The sequence below is a fragment of the Paenibacillus sp. SEL1 genome (assembly GCF_054602535.1).
The window spans coordinates 5,613,583-5,636,778 of record NZ_CM137723.1; the positions used below are offsets into that span (position 1 = coordinate 5,613,583).

20 protein-coding genes and 1 tRNA gene are annotated in these 23,196 nt (G+C 47.3%); 7 read left to right on the forward strand and 14 right to left on the reverse strand.

Annotation, left to right across the window (positions count from 1 at the left end; translation table 11 throughout):
- Position 1 precedes the first annotated feature (1 nt).
- The 4 genes from ptsP to aroA all read right to left on the reverse strand — a co-directional run bounded on the left by ptsP (position 2) and on the right by aroA (position 5,692).
- Positions 2-1,747, reverse strand: coding sequence for a phosphoenolpyruvate--protein phosphotransferase (gene ptsP, locus ACYCSE_RS25760; RefSeq protein WP_254325327.1), 1,746 nt, complete (start codon positions 1,745-1,747; stop codon positions 2-4).
- Positions 1,744-3,627 carry a glucose PTS transporter subunit IIA gene (locus tag ACYCSE_RS25765; protein WP_250261020.1) on the reverse strand — a complete coding sequence of 628 codons (1,884 nt, stop codon included), beginning with the start codon at positions 3,625-3,627 and terminating at the stop codon, positions 1,744-1,746. Before ACYCSE_RS25765 ends, ptsP begins: the two co-directional genes overlap by 4 nt.
- Positions 3,628-3,931: 304 nt before the next feature.
- Positions 3,932-4,366: a CoA-binding protein gene (locus tag ACYCSE_RS25770; RefSeq protein WP_061828991.1), complete on the reverse strand. Its 435-nt coding sequence runs from the start codon at positions 4,364-4,366 to the stop codon at positions 3,932-3,934.
- A gap of 33 nt (positions 4,367-4,399) precedes the next feature.
- On the reverse strand, positions 4,400-5,692 hold the full coding sequence (gene aroA, locus ACYCSE_RS25775) for a 3-phosphoshikimate 1-carboxyvinyltransferase (protein WP_459700599.1): 1,293 nt from the start codon (positions 5,690-5,692) through the stop codon (positions 4,400-4,402).
- Positions 5,693-5,962: 270 nt separating this feature from the next.
- Between aroA and ACYCSE_RS25780 the strand changes: the two genes are divergently transcribed.
- On the forward strand, positions 5,963-6,268 hold the full coding sequence (locus ACYCSE_RS25780) for a rhodanese-like domain-containing protein (protein WP_010345522.1): 306 nt from the start codon (positions 5,963-5,965) through the stop codon (positions 6,266-6,268).
- A gap of 248 nt (positions 6,269-6,516) precedes the next feature.
- On the opposite strand, the gene gndA is transcribed toward ACYCSE_RS25780, so the two are convergent.
- Together gndA and ACYCSE_RS25790 are read right to left on the reverse strand one after the other, a co-directional pair.
- Positions 6,517-7,923, reverse strand: a complete 1,407-nt coding sequence (gndA, locus tag ACYCSE_RS25785; RefSeq protein WP_013310934.1) for an NADP-dependent phosphogluconate dehydrogenase — start codon at positions 7,921-7,923, stop codon at positions 6,517-6,519.
- 173 nt (positions 7,924-8,096) lie between these two features.
- Positions 8,097-8,696, reverse strand: coding sequence for a hypothetical protein (locus ACYCSE_RS25790; RefSeq protein ID WP_103048617.1), 600 nt, complete (start codon positions 8,694-8,696; stop codon positions 8,097-8,099).
- A gap of 279 nt (positions 8,697-8,975) precedes the next feature.
- Here ACYCSE_RS25790 and ACYCSE_RS25795 point away from each other — a divergent pair, with 279 nt between their 5' ends.
- Positions 8,976-9,608, forward strand: a complete 633-nt coding sequence (locus ACYCSE_RS25795) for a YktB family protein (protein WP_235309488.1) — start codon at positions 8,976-8,978, stop codon at positions 9,606-9,608.
- 25 nt (positions 9,609-9,633) lie between these two features.
- On the opposite strand, the gene ACYCSE_RS25800 is transcribed toward ACYCSE_RS25795, so the two are convergent.
- Positions 9,634-10,917 carry an MFS transporter gene (locus ACYCSE_RS25800; protein WP_459700603.1) on the reverse strand — a complete coding sequence of 428 codons (1,284 nt, stop codon included), beginning with the start codon at positions 10,915-10,917 and terminating at the stop codon, positions 9,634-9,636.
- Between the two features lie 187 nt (positions 10,918-11,104).
- Between ACYCSE_RS25800 and ACYCSE_RS25805 the strand changes: the two genes are divergently transcribed.
- Positions 11,105-12,580, forward strand: a complete 1,476-nt coding sequence (locus tag ACYCSE_RS25805; protein WP_061828985.1) for an aminotransferase class I/II-fold pyridoxal phosphate-dependent enzyme — start codon at positions 11,105-11,107, stop codon at positions 12,578-12,580.
- A gap of 107 nt (positions 12,581-12,687) precedes the next feature.
- Here the strand turns inward: ACYCSE_RS25805 and ACYCSE_RS25810 are convergent, their stop codons facing one another.
- Together ACYCSE_RS25810 and ACYCSE_RS25815 are read right to left on the reverse strand one after the other, a co-directional pair.
- Positions 12,688-12,993: a DUF1292 domain-containing protein gene (locus ACYCSE_RS25810; RefSeq protein ID WP_061828984.1), complete on the reverse strand. Its 306-nt coding sequence runs from the start codon at positions 12,991-12,993 to the stop codon at positions 12,688-12,690.
- Between the two features lie 79 nt (positions 12,994-13,072).
- Entirely contained in the window at positions 13,073-13,630 is a 558-nt protein-coding gene (locus ACYCSE_RS25815; protein WP_013310940.1) for a hypothetical protein, read from the reverse strand.
- 200 nt (positions 13,631-13,830) lie between these two features.
- On the opposite strand from ACYCSE_RS25815, the gene ACYCSE_RS25820 reads away from it, so the two are divergent.
- Positions 13,831-14,589, forward strand: a complete 759-nt coding sequence (locus ACYCSE_RS25820; RefSeq protein ID WP_459700606.1) for an MBL fold metallo-hydrolase — start codon at positions 13,831-13,833, stop codon at positions 14,587-14,589.
- A gap of 130 nt (positions 14,590-14,719) precedes the next feature.
- Here the strand turns inward: ACYCSE_RS25820 and ACYCSE_RS25825 are convergent, their stop codons facing one another.
- Together ACYCSE_RS25825 and ACYCSE_RS25830 are read right to left on the reverse strand one after the other, a co-directional pair.
- Positions 14,720-14,956 (reverse strand): DUF3892 domain-containing protein, encoded by a 237-nt coding sequence (locus ACYCSE_RS25825; protein WP_013371899.1) that lies wholly within the window; start codon positions 14,954-14,956, stop codon positions 14,720-14,722.
- Between the two features lie 87 nt (positions 14,957-15,043).
- On the reverse strand, positions 15,044-15,487 hold the full coding sequence (locus ACYCSE_RS25830; RefSeq protein ID WP_069289898.1) for a GNAT family N-acetyltransferase: 444 nt from the start codon (positions 15,485-15,487) through the stop codon (positions 15,044-15,046).
- Positions 15,488-15,628: 141 nt separating this feature from the next.
- Here ACYCSE_RS25830 and ACYCSE_RS25835 point away from each other — a divergent pair.
- A tRNA-Val gene (locus tag ACYCSE_RS25835) sits at positions 15,629-15,700 on the forward strand.
- 215 nt (positions 15,701-15,915) lie between these two features.
- Here the strand turns inward: ACYCSE_RS25835 and nirD are convergent.
- Both nirD and nirB read right to left on the reverse strand, forming a co-directional pair.
- The gene (gene nirD / locus ACYCSE_RS25840; protein ID WP_061828981.1) at positions 15,916-16,245 is read right to left on the reverse strand and encodes a nitrite reductase small subunit NirD; all 330 of its coding nucleotides are present in this window, start codon (positions 16,243-16,245) and stop codon (positions 15,916-15,918) included.
- 12 nt (positions 16,246-16,257) lie between these two features.
- Positions 16,258-18,690: a nitrite reductase large subunit NirB gene (gene nirB, locus ACYCSE_RS25845; protein ID WP_459700610.1), complete on the reverse strand. Its 2,433-nt coding sequence runs from the start codon at positions 18,688-18,690 to the stop codon at positions 16,258-16,260.
- A gap of 444 nt (positions 18,691-19,134) precedes the next feature.
- Here nirB and ACYCSE_RS25850 point away from each other — a divergent pair, with 444 nt between their 5' ends.
- Together ACYCSE_RS25850 and ACYCSE_RS25855 are read left to right on the forward strand one after the other, a co-directional pair.
- On the forward strand, positions 19,135-19,737 hold the full coding sequence (locus ACYCSE_RS25850) for an ANTAR domain-containing response regulator (RefSeq protein WP_254325321.1): 603 nt from the start codon (positions 19,135-19,137) through the stop codon (positions 19,735-19,737).
- 19 nt (positions 19,738-19,756) lie between these two features.
- Entirely contained in the window at positions 19,757-20,830 is a 1,074-nt protein-coding gene (locus tag ACYCSE_RS25855; RefSeq protein WP_459700612.1) for an anthranilate phosphoribosyltransferase, read from the forward strand.
- A gap of 123 nt (positions 20,831-20,953) precedes the next feature.
- On the opposite strand, the gene nasC is transcribed toward ACYCSE_RS25855, so the two are convergent.
- On the reverse strand, positions 20,954-23,134 hold the full coding sequence (gene nasC, locus ACYCSE_RS25860; protein ID WP_459700614.1) for an assimilatory nitrate reductase catalytic subunit NasC: 2,181 nt from the start codon (positions 23,132-23,134) through the stop codon (positions 20,954-20,956).
- Positions 23,135-23,196: the final 62 nt, after the last annotated feature.

A 23,196-nucleotide genomic window follows, 5' to 3' on the forward strand; every position in this document is an offset into this window, starting at 1 on the left:
ATTACTGCCGTCCAGGCCCGGCCGGAGTGCAGCTGACATTAGCTGCAGTGAGCTTGTCTTCGATCGCTGCACCAGTGGACATGCCGAAGCAAACCTGAGCGACTGTCGTTGCCTCAGATGCAGTCGTATTCAGCACACGATGCTTGACCCGCAATAAAGATTGGGGAGACATGCTGAGTTGATGTATCCCCAGTTCCAGCCAAAGAGGAACGGACCGTTCATCTCCAGCCATCTCACCACATACACTCACATCAATTCCTGCTTGATGTGCCGCTTGTGCAGTCATGCGCAGCATTCGAAGTACAGCTGGATGGTATGGATGGTACATATGTGCAATCTGCTCATTCATACGGTCTACAGCCAGCACATACTGAACCAGATCATTCGTTCCGATACTAAAAAAATCTGTTTCAGCTGCCAATAGATCAGCGATCATCGCCGCAGCCGGTACCTCAATCATAATTCCTCGCTGAATGTTCGGATTATAGGCAAGCCCTCTTGCATCCAAATCCGCCATAGCCTCCTTCAAAAGAGCATCTGCCTGGCGGACCTCCTCCACGGATGAAATCATCGGATACATTACCTTGATATTTCCCATTGCACTGGCTCGCAAAATTGCAGTCAACTGGGTTTTAAATAATTCCTTCCAATCCAGACTGATCCGTATAGCACGGTAACCTAGAAAAGGATTTTCTTCCTCTGGTAGTTGAAGATAGTCCAACGGCTTATCTCCACCGATATCCAATGTACGGATGACTACGGAGTGGTTTCCTGCCTTTTCCGCTATCAGCCGATATACTTCATACTGTTCCTCTTCATCTGGAGCAGATTTGCGATCCATGTATAAAAATTCCGTGCGGAACAGTCCTACACCTTGAGCGCCATGCTTCAAAGCTGCCTCCAGCTCTTTAATCGAACTAATATTGGCCGCCAGCCTCAGGGTGGTTCCATCCTTGGTCACGGCATCTACAGAAGCAAGTACCTGAAGCTGCTCTTTTCTGCGTCGCTGCTCGTCGCGCAAAATTTTATAATGATCAGTTACCGTTTTTTCCGGATTCACATAAACTTTGCCCAGGTCTCCGTCCACAACCATCATGTCTCCCGTTTGAACGGGCAAATTCAGATTGCTCTCTAGTCCTGAAACAAGTGGAATACCAAGTGCACGGGCCATGATCGCAGAATGCGAAGTTTTACCACCATTCATAGTTACAATCCCTAAAACATAGCTAGGATTCAAGTGTGCCGATTGGGAGGGTGAGAGCTCCTTGGCTACCAGAATATAGGGCTGTGTGTCCTTGGGAAGAGTCACCTCCGGTGCACCTAGCAAATGCTTGAGCAACCGGTTCCCCACATCTTTGATATCGATTGCCCGTTCCTTCATATATTCATCGTCCAGTAAATCAAACATTGTCACAAAATGATCAATGGCTTCCTTCACGGCCACCTCGGCCGCCTTGTACTGACGCTCAATAATTCCACGAATTTCATTCATGAATTCCGGATCTTCCAATATCGCAAGATGAGCATCAAAGATGCTGGATTCTTCTGGCCCCACCATCTCTCGAAACTCATCCTTAATAAACTGGATTTCACTTTTGGATGTGCGTATCCCTTCATACAAACGTTCAAATTCCTTTGCAAGATCTACCGCATCCATTTTTTGATCAGGTAAATCCCACTCCCAGCTCGGCAGGACAAATGCCTTCCCGATTGCCACACCTGCTGCGGCGCCGATGCCTTCTATCATGTTTCTACCCCTCCAACATTCCTGTCATGCAGCACAACGGACATTACCGAGGCCTGACCTTTTTTCACTGTTTTAAACGGAGCAAAGCTCCACGACTTGACGCGATCTGGATTCGTGATGACCATAGGAGTCACCAGCGATGGAGCTTGCTCTCGCAGCGCCTGCAAATCAAATTTGATCAGCAATTGCCCCGGTTCCACCGTATCGCCTGCTTCTACCATAGCAGTAAAATTCCCTTTTAGCTGTGAAGTATCAATCCCTATGTGAAGCAGAACCTCAAGTCCCTCTCGTGTGGAGATGCCTAAAGCGTGCATGGTCGGATACAAGTGCATCACAGTACCATACACTGGAGACACAAGTTCACCACGTTCGGGAACAAAAGCAACACCGTCCCCGACCAGCTTCGTCGCAAAAATTTTGTCAGGCACTTCATGAATCGGTAGCATTTTTCCATGTACAGGAGCGTTGAACAAAATTTGAGGGAGATCACGCTCCATCAGCTTCGCGATTTCCTCACGAATCAGTTCTGAATACGTTCCGAATACAACCTGCAAATTACCCCCACCCAGATTGATAAGCCCGGCCGATCCCAAAGCCTTCATCGCTCCGGTATCAATCAGCCTGTCATTGTGGACGGTCAGCCGCAAACGTGTGATGCAGGCCTCTACCTGCACAATATTTTCCTTCCCGCCAAGTGCTTCCAAAATAAGCGGAGCACTATAAGGAATATTGCCGGCCCAATCCTCCAGAACCGAACCTTCCTCGCGCCCAGGAGTTGGAATACGGAACCGCCGGATAGCCCATCGAAACAGTACATAATACACAAGCCCGTACGCCACCCCCACTGGAATTAACAACCAGGCGTTATGTGAGAGATGAAAATTAAGGACATAATCTATAAAACCCGCCGAATAGGAAAATCCGTGATGAATATCCAGCTCAAAGGTAAGCCACATGGCCAGCCCAGACATAACTGCATGAACGAGGAACAAATAAGGAGCAGCAAACAAAAAGGCAAACTCAATCTGTTCCGACACTCCAGTAAAAAAGCAAACAAGCGCAGCTGTCAAAAATGTTTTTTGCACCTTTGGCTTCAAATCTTCACGCGCTTCCTGAATGATCGCCAGCGCAATGGCAGGGATGGCAAACATCATAATGGGGAACAACCCGGACATGAAATAGCCCGCTGTCGGATCGCCAGCAAAAAACCGGGGTAAATCGCCCTGTACAACGTTGCCAGACGGCGTTTTATATGTACCCAGTTGAAACCAAAAAATATTATTAAGCAGATGGTGCAGACCAAAGGCCGCCAGCAACCGGTATAGAATACCGTAGATAAACAGTCCAAAGCCGCCCAAGCTTGATTCCAGACCTACTATAAATTGCAGCCCTCTCTGTATGAGTGGGGCAATAATTAGCATGAGTCCTGCAAACACAGCCGAGAAGAGGCCAATAAGCAGCAGAACAAATCGGGTACCTCCAAAAAATTGAAGCACCTCGGGCAATTTGATGCTTTTGAAGCGATTATAGGCCACCCCTGAAATGACCCCCAAAATGATACCAATGAGCGTCGCCGGTTGAATGAGTCCGTTTCCAAATCTCAATGTGACCTGATCGTATATAGCCATACCAGCCAATGCTGCCAGTCCCGCCTGACCTGCCTGATTCGACATACCTAGGGCAACACCAACCGCAAATAAATATGGCAAAAAATAAAAAACCCCGTGTCCAGCCGCATTTGCCATATCAGACACCATAGGGAATCCCCATGTGGACCAAGGAAGGCTGCCGAGACTTAGCAATATTGCAGCGGCTGGTAGCACCATCGTCGGGAGCATGACAGCACGACCGAGCTGTTGTAAGGATCCGAGCCAATTCATGGCATTCCTCTCCTTTCTATCCCTGATGGTAAGCCGAATAAATAATTTTGTCAAAGCAATGATTCCATCTGCAAAAATATTTATTTACGCTACTACAGGTCAAAAACTTTATCATCACAACAGATAACACTATGAATCCGTTTAGAGCTATTTCATCATCAAGACATACATACATTATATGGATTCCTGAGAGTATAATATACTGTACCATATTCCTCGTTTCGCACCAAAAACCTTCAACCCTGTGAAGCAAGGGAAGAAGGTTTTTATTCATCTGCGTATAGCACAGATCACTGATCCATGTTTATCCTTTACGTACAGCTTGGGTCACTGAGTCCTCCACCTTAATGCAACGATCCATAATAACCGTCATTCCATGCTCCTGCGCAATGTCAGCGGCTTCCTGGCTTATAATTCCCTGTTGAAGCCACAAAATCTTAGCTCCAATAGCAGCTGCTTCACGCGCAACCTCTGCACAGTATTCACTGCGGCGGAATACATTGACCAGCTCCACAGGCTCAGGTACTTCAGCAAGACTGGCATAACAAGTCTCCCCAAGAATCGTTTGCCCTGCCGCCGCAGGGTTAACCGGAATAATCCGGTATCCCCGCTTCTGCATGGCATAAGAAACCATGTATGAAGTACGGTCCGATTTATCAGACAAACCAACAACCGCAATATTGCCTACTTGTTCCAAAATGCTTTTAATCTCTTCTCTCGACGGATTTTCAAAAGCCATTCTGTTCCCTCCTATTCGCATCTTCGTTTGTTTTTATTTTACCCATTCTACAGAAGCACCAAGCGTCGTTAGTTGGTCAAAATACTGCGGATACGATTTGGCGACATGATGTGCATCCTTGATTACTAGCGGCTTCTGTGCGCGCAAACCTACAATCGTCAAGGCCATAATAACACGGTGATCAAAGTGCGCGTTAATTTCCACGCCACCTTCGACACCCTCCGGTCTGCCATGTACGATAATTTCTGCTTGACGTTCTTCTACCCGAGCACCAGCCTTGGTCAGCTCATTCAAATAATCGGTAATGCGGTCACATTCCTTATACCGTAAATTCTCCACGTTATAAAAACGGGACGTGCCTTCAGCAAATACAGCCGCAGCCACCATTGCAAGCACAGCGTCTGTTGCAGCATCACCGTCAAACTCAACAGCTTTCAATCGGCCATTGCCCTTCACAACGACGGTATCGTTCTCATGTGTCAGTGGCACTTCCATCATACGCAGCACATCTACAATAGCGCGTTCTCCCTGTTTGCTCTGCTCTTTAAGACGATGGATGGTAACATCGGAATTCGTTACTGCAGCCGCCGCCAGCACCGCTGCACTCCCTGGATAGTCTCCCTGTACTGTATACGTACGTGGCTGATAGGATTGCCGCCCCGGGACACGGAAAGACATGTAATCATCGCTTGCATGAATGATAATACCAGCCTCTTGTAATACCTCCAGGGTCTGCCCAATGACCACCTTGGATTTCAAATCATGCAGCACTTCGATTTCACTGTCTTCCTCCAGTAAAGGCGTAAGGAATAGCAGGGCGCTCAAATATTGTGAGCTAACCGAGCCGGACACCTGAATTTTACCGCCCTTCGCCTGACCACCCTGAATACGAATTGGCAACTTACCTTCACGATGATCTACTTTCACGCCCAGTTGCCCCAGTGCATCGATTAAATCATCATGGGGTCTCTTGCCCAATGAGTCGGGGTATGTATTAACAAATGTAACATCCGGACATAGAGATGCAATACCCATCAAAAAACGGAGAACCGCTCCTGCGTTTCCCACATTCAATTCCTTCACAGCTTGAGGATGGCTACCAAAACCTGTAATCACTATTTTTTCATCATCCTCTTCCAGTACTGCACCCAGATCGGCGATACAACGACGCATAGCATCACTGTCTTCACTATGGGCTGGATAATAAATGGTACTTTGTCCTTCAGCAAGTGCCGCAGTGAGCAGATAACGAGTAGTGTAGTTTTTGGAGGACAGGGCCCCAATCTCTCCTTGCAAGGAAGGGGTAGGTCTAACGATAACATCCATAATGTACATGCTCCTTTTCGGTTCAAACCATCCTATTTTACGTTAATTATACAAGTTGTAGCATTCATTTCTCCACCCAAAAAATAAGAAATATTAATCTAAGTCCCCCAAGTTGAATTCCGTCGGTTAATTAATCTTTATCTGCCTTTAGGATTAAGCGGATTGACAGCCTAGAGATAGCTTAGCTATCATACATAGAGTGTGTGTGACATTTTGCACACGTCAAAAACATACGTAGCACCCAATATATATCAGAAAAGAGGTCCGGCCATGACGCAAATCGCCCTGATTGAACCTTCTGAGTTGCGCGCACGTCTGCAAGCAGGAGAGCAATTGCAATTAATCGACGTCCGCGAAGCGGAAGAAGTAGCGGAAGGCATGATTGAAGGTGCCAAGCACATTCCGCTCGGACAGCTTCCGGGGCGTCTTGAAGAAATTGAACGCACCGGTGAAATTATCTTTATTTGCCGGAGCGGTTACCGCAGTGAACGAGCCTGCGAATATCTACAGCAGCTAGGTTATGAAGGCTGTACTAACATGACTGGCGGCATGCTGCAATGGTCACAAGAGCAATAGAAAACCTACTTAACAAAAGAGACGGGAACCTTCTCGTCTTTTTTGTTTTGACTCAAAGCTTAGACGCGGTAATGCATTAAAATCTTTTGTCCCTATCATACCATAGCGCCAAAAGATTACACAATCCTCTACTGCCATCATAATCGTATCCATAATTATAAATTAAAAAACGGAAGCTTCTTCTACCCATAGGGCAAAAAAGCTTCCGTTGTATTACATAATGCTATTCATGCATATCCGTCCGTTCATTAGAACCATTGATGATGGAATACGCCTTCTTTGTCCACACGTTTGAACGTATGGGCACCGAAGTAGTCACGTTGTGCTTGCAGCAGATTTGCTGGCAAACGCTCAGTGCGGTAGCTGTCATAGTATGCAAGCGCGCTGGAGAAGCCAGGCACTGGAATACCTTGGGATACAGCCACGGAAATCACTTGACGCCATGCATCTTGATACGTTTCAACTACATTTTTGAAGTAAGAATCCAGCAACAGGTTTTTCAAGGCAGGATCGCGGTCATATGCATCCTTGATGTTTTGCAGGAATTGCGAGCGGATAATGCAACCGCCGCGGAAGATCATAGCGATTTTTCCGTATTTCAAATCCCAATCATATTCATCGGAAGCTGCACGCATTTGAGCGAAACCTTGAGCATAGGACACGATTTTACTTGCAAACAGTGCTTTACGTACACTTTCGATAAATTCTTTTTTGTCGCCGCTGAAGGACTCAGCATTAGGACCGCTCAGCACTTTACTTGCCGCAATGCGCTCGTCTTTCATAGCAGACAAGAAGCGGGAGAATACGGATTCGGTGATCATGGACAATGGCACACCCAGATCCAGCGCGCTTTGGCTCGTCCATTTACCTGTACCTTTTTGACCAGCAGCATCCAAGATAACGTCTACCATTGGCTTGCCTGTTTCAGCATCGTACTGAGAGAAAATGTCAGCTGTAATTTCGATCAGGTAGCTGTCCAGTTCCCCTTTATTCCATTCCGTGAAGATTTCATGAAGCTCTTCCGCATTCACATTCAGGACTGATTTCAACAAGTGATACGCTTCACCGATCAATTGCATGTCGCCGTACTCGATACCGTTATGCACCATTTTTACATAGTGACCAGCACCGTCAGGACCGATATATGTACAGCAAGGGTCGCCTTCCACTTTAGCAGAGATTGCCGTTAGAATCGGCTCTACCAGTTTATAGGCACTTTCTTGTCCACCCGGCATGATAGCAGGACCATTCAAGGCACCTTCTTCACCACCGGATACGCCTGTACCAATAAAGCGAAGTCCTTTTTCCTCCAGCTCCTTGCTGCGGCGCTGTGTATCAGGGAAGTAGGCATTGCCTCCGTCTATAATAATGTCGCCCTTGTCCAGATGAGGCACAAGCTGTTCAATCGTGGCATCTGTTGCTTTACCAGCTTGAACCATGATCAGGATTTTACGGGGGGATTCCAATGAGTTCACAAATTCTTCAATAGAGAAAGTACCCGTCAGTTTTTTACCTTCTGCTTCTTTGATAAGATCGTGCGTTTTTTCTGGAGAGCGGTTAAAAACCGAGACGGTGAAGCCTCTGCTCTCAATGTTAAGGGCTAAATTCTTACCCATTACCGCCAGGCCGATCACACCAATTTGCTGTTTTGCCATCTGGTTCCTCATCCTTTGCAACATATTTTGTCTTCTATATCGCCGCTTTACCGCATTACACTTTATGTGAATCGGAACACGTGCACTTCTATTTTAACGTTTTTGATGTAAGAAGTGAACCCCTGTCTATTCACAGATCAAAACACCCCATTTACATGAGGTGTTCAGATGTACTACGCTTCCATCATCAGCAGTTGGTGGGATAGCGTTTGCAGGCGTTCATGGCAATTCCCGATTTTAACCTTATCTCCGTCTGTCATCGCTATAAACAGCTTCTCCAGTTCATCGTCCACTTCCATTTTTAGCAGCAGCAGTCGGGTTTCTCCTTCATTGGAAGCGTACATATCCTCCATTTCCTGTGCGGACAGCACCGGTCCCTTCTGATAAATGACACGCTGCTTAAAGCCTGTAACCTCGACCAGACGAATGACCTCACCAAACAAAATATTTTCTACCAAAATATGATGATCCTTGACTCTTTTGACAATGGCATGACCTCGGGTACTTCCAATCAGCTTCTCCAACCACTCAGCCAGCTTGGCATCGCGGATTACATAATCTCCAGCCAACTTGTAGTGTCCTGTGCGCAGCTGTTGAAAACGGAGCTTCACCAGCTTACGCCCGGTTCTCACCGACAAAACCAGGTACGACTCATCCTCGCTCCAGTACAGCGAATACCCTTCCGATATCAAATCCTTGATCAGATTATGGATATGCCGACGGCTAAACCGGAGCTCTAGATTGCAATATTCTACCTCACAGCCCTTGTTCACGGCATTCCCTCCTTTTTCAAGTCCGATTCAAGAAGTCCGGCTACAGCAAGCCTGCGGCTTTCCCGCTTGATCTTCCCTTGCTCTATTTTATACTTCATTTTATGTAAGGGTACTTGGTTATTTGACCTATTTTTATGAGTAACAGCGAACAATCCTACTTTTGCCTTATATGCTTGTTTCAAACCTAGTCTAAAGTCGGCCAAGCCCGGCGGCATTATGCTATAATTGGACATATTACGCCACACGTTATGGCTTAACCCAGTTACAGGAGGAAAAGGAATGACATTTAGTGGATTTACTGCAAAGGACTTCGATGTTTTTGAAATACCGGGATTGGAGCCTCGTATGGAAGTGCTGATTCAGCAGGTTCGGCCCAAGCTGGAGGCAATTGGCGAGGAATTAGCCCCATTTCTGACGGACTTATGTGGAGAGCCTATGCACGTTCACGTCGCCAAGCATGCACGACGCAAAGTCAATCCCCCCAAAGATACTTGGGTAGCCTGGGCGGCAAATAAGCGCGGGTACAAGGCGCTGCCGCATTTTGAGGTAGGTATGTTCGCTTCCCACCTATTCGTTATTTTTGCAATTATTTATGAAAGTCCTAACAAAGCTACATTTGCCCAGGCACTCGAAGCCAATCTGAGCGATGTGCGCTCTAACCTGCCTGATCATTTTTACTGGTCCATGGATCATATGGCTCCGGAAGGCACAGAACAACAACATATGGATAATGAAGATTTTCAAACGATCATCCGCAAGCTGCAACAGGTAAAAAAAGCGGAGGTCATGTGTGGAATCCGTATTGACCGAGAAGATCCACTTGCCAGCGACGGGGCTGCATTATTACAGGCAGTGCGTTCTACCTTTGAGCATTTGCTGCCGCTGTACCGAATGTCTTTCTCGAAAGAGTAGCCCTCGCCGCTTTTCAAGGCGCTGTTCAGGCCTCTACAGTCTTCCTGCGTGGATTGCGCGCCAGAGCCAGGTGGCAGCCAAACATGAGCAGCATCACGACCCCACTGATGATAAATGGAGCTGTGTGTCCGGCACGGTCCCATAGCACTCCTGAAACGAGCGGGCCTATAACCATGCCGGAGCCTTGAAGTGTTAAAAAAAAGCCCCACACCGTTGCTCGCTCGCTTTCCGGAATCAATCGGGCAAGAAAGGTGTTCCATGCAGGCAAAATGAGCGCATATCCCAAACCAATAAGCGCCACGGATACAAACACCAGCGGAATAGATCGAACGATTGAGAAGAAAAACAGCGTAATTCCGGCTAGCAAAAAGCCAACATGTAGAAAATACTCCGTTCCAAGTCTGTCGACCAACTTGCCACAAGGGATCAGTGCCAGCACAGTCACCCCACCGCCTGCAATCAGAAGCACGCTGTACAGGTTTGGTGAAATCCCGAGGTCCGTCCGAGCGTATAGCGTCAGTACCGGGCTGATTAAACCGATAACAAAAGACTGCAAAAACAGCGCCGGGTAAATTAACGGATTGACGTTAAGCTTTGTTTTGAGCACGCCGATCGTCTCCTGGATTCCTTTCAGAATTTGCTGTTTCTGCTTTGTGTACCCATCAGACGACACTAGAGCGCTCTGTTTGAGGTCACCTTTATCAGGAGACCTTTTCGGTCCTGGCAGCATAAGAGCAACCAACAACAGTACAATACTGCATCCTATCAAAATCATGAACACCATGCCGTAAGAATGCCCATAGTGGGATATGGCAAAGTTCATAATGAGCGGCCCCAATCCCGTTCCACCCATAGACGCAATTTCCAGTGTGCCCATCGCCGCGCCATTGCTGTTATTAGGCCCGGACATTTCGGTCGTTCCGGTCATAACACAAGGCCAGAGCGGAGAAGTACCCAGACCGAGCAGCAGACACGCAACGACGAGCCACACGGGCTCTGTCAATACGCTCAGCATAATAATCGCTACAAGCGTAAACAACAGTGCGGTCGACATCGTTCCGCGGTAGCCGAGCCGTTCAGCCATCCAACCCGCCGGTGCCCGAAACGCATTGTCTCCAAAATACTGAAGCGAAAAGGCCAAACCAATAATCCCGGCCGACAAACCAAGCGTTTCTCCCATATATACCGGCAGGATGGATACCAGAAGAGATCCTTTCATAAATTCGACCAGAAATACCAAAACCCACAATTTGCTAAAAAAAGGAGTCCACAGCCGCTTCGGAGCTTTTTTTCGTCCATTTTGCCTCATCTAATCCACTTCCTCCACCTTCGTTTTTTGGCTGTATAGACCGGGTTATCAGCCTACTCCACTCTTTCGCAAATAAATGCGCCCTCAATCGCTTGCATTCCTACTTCAAACTGCTATACTCAATTTTGTTCTATTATCACTTGCACAGGATTGTCGAAATCCTGCACGAAAGGTTGTGACAACACTAATGAATCAAAGCAACACCCCGCTTTTTACTGCTTTGAAAAAGCATGCTCAGAGCAACCCGGTTCAATTTCACATCCCAGGCCATAAAAAGGGAGTGGGAGCTGATTCGGAATTTCGCGAATTTATGGGGGATAATGCCTTTTCCATAGATATGATCAACATCGCTCCATTGGACGATCTGCATCAGCCATCAGGCGTCATCGAAGAAGCTCAAAAGCTTGCAGCAGAGGCCTTCGGAGCTGATTATACGTATTACAGTGTACAGGGGACAAGCGGAGCCATCATCACCATGATTATGTCGATTTGCATACCTGGTGATAAAATTATTGTACCCCGAAACATACACAAATCTATAATGTCTGCCATTATCTTTGCTGGTGCAAAGCCGGTATTTATTTCTCCAGTCAGTGATGAGAATCTCGGTATTCACCACGGGGTTACAACCAAGTCCGTACGTCGGGCATTGGAACGTCACCCTGACGCCAAGGGCGTCCTTGTTATCAACCCGACATATTACGGTGTGTGCGCCGATTTGAAGGAAATTGTAGATCTCGCTCACAGCTATAATGTGCCGGTCCTGGTCGATGAGGCTCATGGAGTACTGATTCATTTTCACTCTGATCTACCGATGTCCGCCATGGAGGCGGGAGCAGACATGTCAGCTACAAGCGTTCACAAGCTGGGTGGTTCCTTGACTCAAAGCTCAATTCTGAATGTAAATACGAAAAACGGATACGTTAACCCACAGCGTGTACAAACGATTTTCAGTATGCTGACAACAACGTCGACTTCGTATATTCTGCTGGCTTCGTTGGACACATCCCGACGTAATCTGGCCCTTAACGGTCATGAAATAGCACAACGCGCTCTGGAATTGGCTGAATATTGTCGTTCAGAGGTCAACAAGATTGAAGGGCTATATTGCTTTGGCAGCGAAATTCTTGGCACGGAAGCTACCTATGATTATGATCCAACCAAAATTACGGTTCATATCCGCCATTTGGGCCTTACCGGATACGATGTGGAGAATTGGCTGAGAGATCACTACAATATCGAGGTTGAGCTTAGCGATATGTACAATATTCTCTGTTTGGTGACCCCTGGTGATACCAAAGAGGAAATTGAAATTTTGTTGAAAGCTCTGCGTGAGCTGGCTTCTCTGCACTATTCCACAGGTCAGGAGCATGAGCTAGTTGTAAAGATACCGGATATCCCTCAGCTCTCCCTCATTCCAAGAGACGCTTTTTATGGAGATACGGAAATCGTGCCTTTCAAAGAATCTGCAGGTCGTATTATTGCAGAATTCATCTATGTGTATCCACCTGGTATTCCAATCTTATTGCCAGGAGAAGTTATTTCGCAGGACAATATTGATTATATTGTTGATCATGTAGAAGTAGGCCTGCCTGTTAAAGGACCTGAGGACCGAACAGTACATCAGGTGAAGGTTATCGTCGAAACTGACGCTATTTCATAATATTGAACTGTCAACACATGCTTAAAAAACATGTTGATAGTCAAGAAAAAAAGCCCCCATTCGGGGGCTTTTTTTCTTGAAGAGCTATACAGCTGCTGCATCCAATTCTATTCGTATTGGGCAACAAGCTCGCTATATGCGGCTTCTACACGTTTCCACTCATCTTCGTCCTCAATATTGTAAAGCACCATTTCTTCGTTTTCTTCTTCCATACGAAGAATAATGCCATCCGCTTCAGGATTGCCTCGCTCAAGCAGAAGAGCATAAATGTGATCTTCTACGTCAAAGGTCTCTACCAGCACCATTTCTACATCTTTACCATTTTCATCAGTTAGCGTAAGAACCATTTCTTCATGTTCGTGGTCATGATCGTGGTTGCAGGCTTCACCGTGTTCATGTTTGTGATCACTCATGGAAATACCTACCTTCAAATTGTTTTATTTTCCCCCGTATCGTAACATGATCAAGGGTGCAGGTCAATTTGTGGTATGCCTAATTTATCGCTGTAATGACTTTTTCGGACACCAAGGTATAGCTGCCGTCTTTGCTCTCTTTAATATAGAAACCAACCCGGTAATTCCCTGCTGTTTTGAAATCATACGTAAAGTCGTTCGTACGGAACCAGAAGTTATCCTTTTGCGCTCCTTTGATATCTTGAGACTGAATATCCTTCACGTTGCCCGAAGGGTCGGTGATCGCTACCTTCACTCCGGAGATATCTGTTTTCAAGGTATCAATTTGACTAAATACATTAAATTTCACTTTATTGCCTTTATTCACGTTACCAAACACAGTATCTCCCTTGAACAGGAACATATGCACATTAGGCTGGTCGAAAACAACTTTTCCACCGGATGGATCAAAATTGACAAGTCCGTTAAAATCACGGATGGGCACATAAGTTTTCCCATCAATGACAACTGCACCATCTTTTGACACTTCTCCATTAATAATCAACTGCACTTGGTCCTTGGCGGATTCCGCCGAAATGGCGGTCCCTCCCATTATTGAAAAGGCCATCATCAGGGCCATCACTCTTCTCCATTTCATAACTACTAATCCCTCCATCGTCATCTGTTTAAAACCTTCTGTCGTACATTTATACCTAGCTCAGCCGCACAAGTTGCGCTGTGTTTCACAAATTGTCCAAAGTTTTTACATAAGGAGCCAAATCTTTAGTTCCGGTAGCATAGGTGATAAAATACGACTGTAGAAGTCCTAGTACACAAAGTCTGGAGGATAAATCCATAATGAGCCTAACGATACAAATGCTTGGCACAGGCAGTGCCTTTGCCAAGCATTATTACAACAACAACGCACTGCTGGACAGCGGAGAAGGCAAACTGCTGATCGATTGCGGTACAACCGCTTCTTTAGCATTACACCAAATGGACGTCCCTTTGCCTGATATTGACGCAATTTTAATCACACATATTCACGCAGATCATGTCGGAGGTTTGGAGGAATTCGGTTTTCAAATGAACATTCTCCATCGTCGCAAGCCTCTACTTTATATTGCCGAACCACTAATCTACCCTTTATGGGAGCATACACTCAAGGGCGGAATGTCACAGCAGGGTATGATTGACAAGCTTGAAGATGTATTCGAGGTAAACGTAATAACGCCTGGTGTACCCACTACATTAGTATCCGGTATTCAGGTGGAGCTAATCCCTACAAGGCATATTCCTGGTAAAAACAGTTATTCCATATTCATTAATGACCGCCTTTTTTATAGTGCAGATATGGTTTTTGACCCTAATTTGCTTCATCATCTGGTGCATGAACGAGGATGTCGGAGTATTCTCCATGAGGTTCAATTACAAGGCGCTGGAGAAGTCCATACGACATTGGACGAGCTGCTAAGCTTGGCGCCATCTCTTCAAGAACGGATTCATCTAATGCACTATAGTGATGATATGGAACAGTTCAGGGAGAAGGCAGGGGTCATGTCCTTTCTGGAGCAGCAACGAGTATATCAACTTACAGAGTTGGAACGTGCAGAGTAGCAGAGTAGCATACTAAATACAGCTTGAACAATTAACAAAAAGCCGCCTGGCTTTCCTACAAAGGATAGCCAGGCGGCTTGCTGTTCTTGAATATAATGATGAACTTGCATTCTAATGTTGCGAGTTAAGGTCAGAACAATGGCAGTTGATCCAGGTTATTAGAAGGATCTCCATCGGCATCTCCCCGAATTCGTTTGCTTCCATCCTTGGCCTTGAACACGTTAACGCCTGCAATTGAGCCTGCCTCAATCTCATTCAATGCTTGGCTATAATCTAAAATCCGACCGGTAGATGTCTGAAAAGACGTAAGGTCGCCATCTCCGTTTTTACGTACTGCTGTAATTTGCTCCCGTTCTGTATTAGCCATGCTGTATCGCTCCTTATCCATAGTATAGTGGAGGAACTTTTACTAGCATGCACATTGTACAGATTTGTATGCACCTTACGCTGTCGACTACAACTTTTTACGCATACGTACATGCGGTATTCCCGCATCGTCAAAAGGTTCATCGGAGATCGTCTCATAACCGAGCTTTTCGTAAAACTTCTCGGCTTGACATTGGGCATCTAGCAGCGAGTATCTTAGCCCCAATTCACGTGCACGTTCCTCCAGTGCTAGTAGTAATACACGTCCATAGCCTGCGGCACGATGCTCCTTGAGGACGGCAATACGTTGCATTTTAGCTGTATCTTCCTCATAGTATGTCAACCGACCAGTGGCCACCATTTCACCATGTTCACAAATTAGCAAATGATGGGCCGTATCTCCCAGCTTGTCATAATGATCAACTTCTAAATCGAGAGGAACTTTTTGCTCTTCGACAAACACTTTGGTACGGATCGATATTGCCTCCTGTAGCTGCTCCTCTGTTGTTACACTTATAATTTCTGCGGCCATCATCTGTTCCCCCTATCATTAATTCCAGATTGCAAACTCACTAAATTCGAATTATATATATAAATGCTCATGAAGTACAGGCTGACTTCTATTTTTCCACTTTACATATATGGTTAATACATGATATTATCTAGTAACCGCAGGACGGTAGCTCAGCGGGAGAGCATTATCTTGACAGGGTAAGGGTCATGGGTTCGATCCCCATCCGTCCTATTCGTCAAAAGCCTTGATACTCAAGGCTTTTTTGTTTGTCTCGAGATAAATCCAGTTATCCTGTGAAAAGAAAATAGGTTATTGACCAAAATTTAGTCAATAACCTATTTTTCAATCAAAATGATGCCTACTTCTTCAACAAAGCCTTTCACATTGATCCTTCTATTATATAGAAGAAAAAAAGCAGAACCTCCAGCACAATACGCATAGAACTCTTAGATTACGATATAAACCTCCCCGCTCTCACTGTCAATCTCCGTGGGGTAAGCAGTCACACATCCAGTATCCGGCTCTTGCACCTGGCCAGTGGAAAGGTCAACTTTCCAGTCATGGAGCGGACAATGGATCGCTGAGCCACATATCATTCCTTCAGATAACCGTCCCCCTTTGTGCGGACAACGATTCTCAAGCGCATGCACGCTGCCATCGCTCAGACGGAATACAGCTATCTCTGTATTATGAATGCGAACTGTCCTTGCTCCACGTCGGTCAATTTCGTTCAGATCAGCTATTCTGATTCTGTTGGTTGTCGTATTAGTCTCCATTTTGTCAGCCCCCTATTCCATTACTGGCTTAAGTTCCGGCAGTTGCACAAAATTTTTGCGCAGCTCTTCGTTGTGAATAATTTCGTGCCACGGATCAGTCGTCGTGCTTAACGTCTCCTCAATTCTGGTCACCAGTTGCTTCCTCGTCTCTGCATTCGCGAGTGCCTGTTTGATGGATTCAACTCCGACCCGTTCCACCCAATGGGCTGTGCGTTCGTTCCAATTGGCCTGCTCGCGATAATACTGCAGATAGGCACCGGTCCATTCCATCACTTCATCCTCAGTTTTAACGGTACAAAGCAGTTCAGCTGCCCGAACCTTAATACCGCCGTTACCTCCAACGTAGATCCCCCATCCACCGTCAATAGCAACGACGCCCAAATCCTTGATCGTCGCTTCAGCGCAGTTACGCGGGCAACCAGATACAGCCAGTTTGACTTTGGATGGCGCATTCAGACGTTCAAATGCCTTTTCCAACCGGATGCCCATACCCATAGCATCCTGAGTGCCAAAGCGACAAAAGATGTTACCTACGCACGTCTTAACCGTTCGCAGCGTCTTTCCATAGGCATATCCAGACGGCATATCCAACTCAGCCCAGATCCCCGGCAAATCCTCCTTCTTCACACCAAGCAGGTCAAGGCGTTGGCCCCCCGTAAATTTCACCAGAGGCACATTGTATTTCTCTGCGACAGCAGCAATTTTCTTCAAGTCGGCAGGTGAAGTAACTCCTCCATAAATGCGGGGCACGACAGAATAGGTGCCATCTTTCTGTATATTGGCATGGTACCGTTCATTCGTGAATCTGGATTCCTTCTCATCCTCATAATCCAGCGGCCATAGCATACCTAGATAATAATTGAGGGCCGGTCGACATTTAGTGCAACCTTCCGGTTCGTTCCAGCCCAGCACATTCATCACTTCTTTGACGCTCTTCAATCCCATCTCCCGAATGCCATCAATGATCGCTTCCCGGTCAAGCGTCGTACAACTACAAATTCCCTCTTTCAGCGTTTCTCCGGCTTCTGCGCCTGCGTATAGCTGTAAGAGTCCCTCCACTAATGGCTTGCAGCCGCCACATGATGCCGATGCCTTTGTGCATGCCTTAATCTCCCCGACACTCCGGCAGCCAGCCGCAACCGCCTCTCCAATGTCACCCTTGGATACACCATTACATCCGCATACAATTTCGTCATCAGGCATCTGCTCTAGCATCATGGCGCCACTAGCTTCAGGTTGACCGGGATTGAAGCCAAGTAATAACTCTTTCTCTCGGCCAACCACCGACTCGCCACTTTTGATCAAAGAAAACAGCATGGCTCCGTCAGACGTATCCCCAAACAGAACAGCTCCGATAAGTTTTTCTTCCTTGATCACGATTTTTTTGTAGACGCCGCCAATATCATCCTGATACCGCAGGGAACGTGTTCCCGGTTCATCCTTGTAATCCCCTGCTGAAAACACGTCGACACCCGATACCTTCAACCTTGTCGAGGTAACAGAACCACTGTAGCCGGGAGTCTCCATTCCCGCGAGCCGCTGAGCCAGTACACCACCTTGCTCATATAATGGAGCAACCAGCCCGTAAGTGATTCCCCGGTGTTCTGCGCATTCTCCAACGGCGTAGATTCCGGGGATATTCGTTTCCATGTAATCATTTACGATGATGCCGCGGTTTACAGGGATTCCCGCCGACACCGCCAGTTCAATGTCTGGTTTGATGCCTACCGCCATAACGATCAGATCTGCTTCCAGCTCGCTGCCATCGGCAAATTTCAACCCTTCCACGCGGCGACGCCCCGTAATAGCCGCCGTCCGCTTATTGACCAGAAAAGTCATTCCCTGCTCCTCCAGCTCACGCCGTAGCATAAGGGAAGCAGCCTCATCCAGCTGTCGATCCATAATATATCCGTTAATATGAATAACGGTGACGTCCATTCCCAAGTTAAGCAGCCCCCTAGCTGCCTCTAGCCCAAGCAATCCGCCGCCGATGACGGCTGCTTTTTTGTGCGTCTTTGCCGTCTCCATCATCGTTTCACAGTCACGAATATCCCGAAAACCGATAACACCTTCCTTGTCGGCTCCTGGAAGCGGCAGAATAAAGGCTTTAGAACCTGTTGCCAACAACAACAAATCATAAGAGATGCATACGCCGGAGCGCGACGTCACCTGCTGCTTTTCCGTATCGATAGCTGTGACAGGATCATCGGTATACAATCGAATATTGTTGTCTTCATACCAACTCCAGTCGTTGATGACAATATCCTGCAAACCAGCCCCTCCCGCCAGAACGGAGGACAGCATGATCCGGTTATAGTTTGGATGGGGCTCGGCCCCGAATACCGTAATTTCATAGCTACCTGGTGCAAGCTTCAGCAAATGTTCGAGAGTGCGTATTCCCGCCATTCCGTTGCCGATCAACACTAACTTTTGGATATCGTTCATCAGGTCACTCCCCTTCCATTTGTATCCTTAAAACATAAAAAGCCTGCTTCACATATGGGGATTCATAATATCCCTCACATGAGAAAACAGGCTCCATTGCCGTTTCATCGAATACGCCGTTGTATCCATCAGAGTATGGAATTAAAAAGTACTGTAGCTAATATATAATGGTTCAAATGATATGTCAACATTCCTTACGCAATATCTTATAAAAAATTATATTTTATCACCATGTAACATATCTATGACGTATAAAATATCACTCTCCTACAAAATTAGGATTGATTTTCAGACCAAAACACGCCAAAATGGTTTAAAAGTCCGTTTTAATTTGATGATGGTGAAAAAAATAAGCAGACAGATAAAATTTCATGTCATATTTGTTATCAATGAATACTATCTCATCCCTAACCACCCTTCATGTTACAGAGAGGAGGAGCCCGCTTGCGTTCCTTGTTGGTAATTCACTTACATTCTGACCATGTATCTGAGCAGACACACGCCGTTTCCTCATGCCAAGCAGGACCTGAGTACCTTTTAGAGTCCAACGGATACCTAACTCTGCCCTGCCGCAATGAATCCGAAATCAAACAGCTAATCCTTAATGCAGATGCGGCGGTACTAAACATACCTGTTGGCACTATCAGCATATGGAGTGACAGGCTGGAGCAAGCCAAAGCGGTCCCATTGCTCTGGTGGTGCAGCGCAGAATCAGCGCTATCATCGACAGAGGCTTGTGAAGCTGATGTCACTGTCGATGGCATTCTAACCCCTTCAATGGCAGCCCATGAACTGAATTGGGCTCTTCATTTTAGTGCCAAACGCTTTTTTGAACGCCAGCATTGGCAAAGTGAACGCAAGCAACTGACCGCTCGACTGGAAGAACGCAAATGGATTGATATGGCCAAAGGAATACTGGGGGAAGTAAACGGTATCCCGGAAGCGGAAGCATATGATGTGCTACGCAAAAAAGCAATGAACGAACGCAAACGTATCGTTGATGTGGCCATCTCCATCGTCAAGGCACAGCAAATGCTAAAAGCATAAATCTGAAAGGGGCCTGAACATGAATATCATTGAAATATTAAAAGAAGTGGGTCGTGGCAAAAGGGGCGCCCGGGATCTGAATTACGCCGAAGCCGAAGCTGCTGCCGAACTTATTATGACCCAGTCAGCAACCCCTGCTCAAATCGGAGCTTTCTTTGCCGCGGAGCGCATTAAAATGGAGAGCGTTGCCGAGCTGGAAGCATTCGTAAACGTCTGCCGTAAATATACCCATCGCTTCCCGATGCAGGAAGGTATTGATTTTGCCGGTCCGTACGATGGCAGGAAGTCATCGTTTATCGCCACCTTCGCAACAGCCTTCGTACTCGCCTCATGCGGAATACCTGTAACGATGCATGGCAGCGCACCTCTCCCTCCCAAATGGGGGGTTACGTTACCGCTTTTACTGCAGGAAATGGGGGTTACGTCCGGGAACATGACACGCGAAACCGCCATTCATGCCGCGAAGCTGGCTGGTGTACTATTCATAGCCTCCGAACAGTGGTGCGCGCCCCTGCGAGATCTGCGGTCCATTCGCGAAGAGCTGGGGCTTCGCACGGTGCTGAATACTGCCGAGAAACTGGTTGATTACGGTTCTTCCCCCTATATTGTATTCGGCGTTTTCCACAATACTGTGTTCGAGAAGACGGCGAAACTCATGCAAAATCTCAATTACCGCAGGGCTCTGATCGTCCAGGGGAGCGAAGGATCGGAGGACCTGTTCATCGATCGGCCGACCCGGACTTACCTGCTTGCTAACGGCGAGGTGTCACTACAGGTTATTGATCCAGAAATGTACGGGCTGGATTCGGTGGTACCAGAGCATAACTGGACCCCCGCTGAACAACTGCGCATTACGGAGGAAGTGCTACAAGGTACAGCTTCTATAGCCTTTTCGAATCAAGTGTTACTCAACAGTGCGGTCCGACTGTTCGTTGCAGGACGAGTCGACTCCATAGAGGAAGGTTTGTATACCTGCAAACCGCTGCTAGAAAACGGGGACGCCTGGAATTTGTATAAACACTGGCGGGAAGCTATGCTCAGAACAGAAATAAAAACGGGAGCAAACATATCCGAAACCCGATTGCAATTATAATATCGGCCTCACGCGGTCTGTGATTGCAGGCCATTAACTGTCCAACCCAAAAAGACCAGCCCTCATTCATACAATGAGGGCTGGTCTTTTATGCAAAGAAAAAGTCACTTACTCCATCCTGCTCTAGAACTCAGACCACTCCCCATTATCTGCACTGCTTGCTGCTGCGGCTAGGTGAAGGGGACGAATACGTACAGCTGCCGTTTTGAAGCCAGGCATCCGGCAGAACGGATCAAGATCGGGTCGGGTCGCCCGATTTACATTTTGTATCCCACCCCAATGCATGGGTACGAAGAGCGTGTCTTCGCGGATATGTGGTTTGATTCGGCTGCGGACAGTGAAGTTGCCGCGCTGTGATGCTATTTCTACCCACTCCCCGTCCCTGATATGCCAGCGTCGCGCTGTCCGCGGATGAATTTCCACATAATTTTCAATCTCTCGCGCGGCCAGCGACGGACTTCTGCGCGTTTGTGCACCGGTCAAATAATGAGCCAGTACACGGCCGTTCGTCAAAATAAGCGGGTACTCCTCTGATATCTCCTCTCCTGCTCCACAGCTTTCAACCACCGTAAAAACAGCCTTTTGATCGGAATGGGCAAAGGTTTCCCGAAACATCATATCCATACCGGCTCTGTCCGTAGACGGGCATGGCCAATATACTCCTTCTTCACGACGCAGCCTGTCATATGTGATCCCATAATAATCGGCAGGACCGCCCCGGCTGGCGAGCCGCAGTTCTTCAAAGATATGCTCAGCATCCCTGTAAGAGAAATAGCTGCCCTTGTTTAGCTTTGCAGCCAACTGACACAAAATGTTCCAGTCATCTCTAGCCTCGCCCGGTGCGGGCCTCGCCGCTTCCCGCAGCAGAACGCGGCCCTCCAGATTGGTCATCGTCCCCGTATTCTCCAAATAAGACGTCACAGGTAAAACAACGTCGGCCATCCGTGCGGTTTCAGTGAGAAACATATCCGCCACAACCAGCAGATTCAGCTTTTTGAGGGCTTCCTCCACCAGCCGGACATTCGGGTTAGATACAACAGGATTAGAGCCCATCACGAACAGAGCTTGGATTTCTCGCTGATGAACAAGCTCCATCATTTCATAGGCGGACACCCCTTTTCCCGGCAAACTGCTTGGTTCAACTCCCCACACGGACGCCACATAGAATCGATCTTCTTCATTCTCAATCGATCTGTAGCCAGGAAGCTGGTCAGCCTTTTGGCCGTGCTCTCTCCCCCCTTGCCCGTTTCCTTGTCCTGTGATAGCCCCATAACCGCATCCTTCCCTTCCTATCTTGCCAGTGGCCAGCACCAGATTAAGAAATGCACGCACCGCCATATGTCCATCTGTCTGCTGTTCGACACCTCTGGCCGTAAAAACGATGCCAGTCTCCACACCGCCAAAGGCACGTGCTGCCTGCCGGATCATTTCTACCTCAATTCCGCACAACGCAGCCGATTCGCTCAGATCCACACCCTTCAAATGAGTCAACAGCTGGTCATAGGCGTTGGTCCGCTTGCGGATAAACTCTTCATTCGCAAATCCTTCATCCACAATGACCTTTAGCATGGCATTGGCCAGCACAGCATCCGTACCCGGCTTGATTTGCAGGTGCAAATCGGCGGCCGCCGCCGTTGGTGTCGCGCGCGGGTCAATCACGATGATAAACGCGCCGTTTTCCTTCGCCTCGTGAAAATAAGGCATTAACGTCGGCTGGCATTCAGCGATATTTGTACCTGCGAGTACAATACAACGAGCTAATGGAATATCAGCCAATCTGCAGGTCAGTCCGCGATCAACGCCAAACACTTTACTACCAGCGGATGCCGCTGCCGACATGCAGAAGCGCCCGTTATAATCGATATATCGCGTACCTACAGCCACTCTTGCAAATTTACCGAGTAAATAGGCCGTTTCATTGGAGAGTGAACCTCCACCGTAAATTCCGATTGCATCGGCACCCTGTGTGGACAGTAGCGTAGAGAAACTGCTAGCTATAGTATCCAATGCCTCCTCCCACTTGACGGGAACAAGTTTGCCCTCTTTGCGTATGAGAGGCTGTACCAGCCTTTCCGCATGAGTCGCATGCTGATGCGCATTCATTCCCTTGATGCACAACCTACCCTGCGAGGCTGCATTAGGCTTCCCTTCCGCCTTATACACTGTACGGATGATACCCGCGAGTGTCTCTGTACCCGTGCTAACGGTCATCTTACATTGCACGCTGCAAAACGGGCACTGCGTATCCATTACTGACGATACATGTAGCCCAGCTTCCGGTTTGCTTTCTCCTGACTGACACATCAAAGTCACCTCCCCTTCGCCATTTTTCGTGATTTTATTGTCTGCACACGCTAGATATATCG

Coding starts and splice junctions, on each gene's coding strand:
- ptsP (WP_254325327.1), bottom strand. CDS start 1,747: ATGATAGAAGGCATCGGCGCCGCAGCAGGTGTGGCAATCGGGAAGGCA.
- ACYCSE_RS25765 (WP_250261020.1), bottom strand. CDS start 3,627: ATGAATTGGCTCGGATCCTTACAACAGCTCGGTCGTGCTGTCATGCTC.
- ACYCSE_RS25770 (WP_061828991.1), bottom strand. CDS start 4,366: ATGGCTTTTGAAAATCCGTCGAGAGAAGAGATTAAAAGCATTTTGGAA.
- aroA (WP_459700599.1), bottom strand. CDS start 5,692: ATGGATGTTATCGTTAGACCTACCCCTTCCTTGCAAGGAGAGATTGGG.
- ACYCSE_RS25780 (WP_010345522.1), top strand. CDS start 5,963: ATGACGCAAATCGCCCTGATTGAACCTTCTGAGTTGCGCGCACGTCTG.
- gndA (WP_013310934.1), bottom strand. CDS start 7,923: ATGGCAAAACAGCAAATTGGTGTGATCGGCCTGGCGGTAATGGGTAAG.
- ACYCSE_RS25795 (WP_235309488.1), top strand. CDS start 8,976: ATGACATTTAGTGGATTTACTGCAAAGGACTTCGATGTTTTTGAAATA.
- ACYCSE_RS25800 (WP_459700603.1), bottom strand. CDS start 10,917: ATGAGGCAAAATGGACGAAAAAAAGCTCCGAAGCGGCTGTGGACTCCT.
- ACYCSE_RS25805 (WP_061828985.1), top strand. CDS start 11,105: ATGAATCAAAGCAACACCCCGCTTTTTACTGCTTTGAAAAAGCATGCT.
- ACYCSE_RS25810 (WP_061828984.1), bottom strand. CDS start 12,993: ATGAGTGATCACAAACATGAACACGGTGAAGCCTGCAACCACGATCAT.
- ACYCSE_RS25815 (WP_013310940.1), bottom strand. CDS start 13,630: ATGAAATGGAGAAGAGTGATGGCCCTGATGATGGCCTTTTCAATAATG.
- ACYCSE_RS25820 (WP_459700606.1), top strand. CDS start 13,831: ATGAGCCTAACGATACAAATGCTTGGCACAGGCAGTGCCTTTGCCAAG.
- ACYCSE_RS25825 (WP_013371899.1), bottom strand. CDS start 14,956: ATGGCTAATACAGAACGGGAGCAAATTACAGCAGTACGTAAAAACGGA.
- ACYCSE_RS25830 (WP_069289898.1), bottom strand. CDS start 15,487: ATGGCCGCAGAAATTATAAGTGTAACAACAGAGGAGCAGCTACAGGAG.
- nirD (WP_061828981.1), bottom strand. CDS start 16,245: ATGGAGACTAATACGACAACCAACAGAATCAGAATAGCTGATCTGAAC.
- nirB (WP_459700610.1), bottom strand. CDS start 18,690: ATGAACGATATCCAAAAGTTAGTGTTGATCGGCAACGGAATGGCGGGA.
- ACYCSE_RS25855 (WP_459700612.1), top strand. CDS start 19,757: ATGAATATCATTGAAATATTAAAAGAAGTGGGTCGTGGCAAAAGGGGC.
- nasC (WP_459700614.1), bottom strand. CDS start 23,134: ATGTGTCAGTCAGGAGAAAGCAAACCGGAAGCTGGGCTACATGTATCG.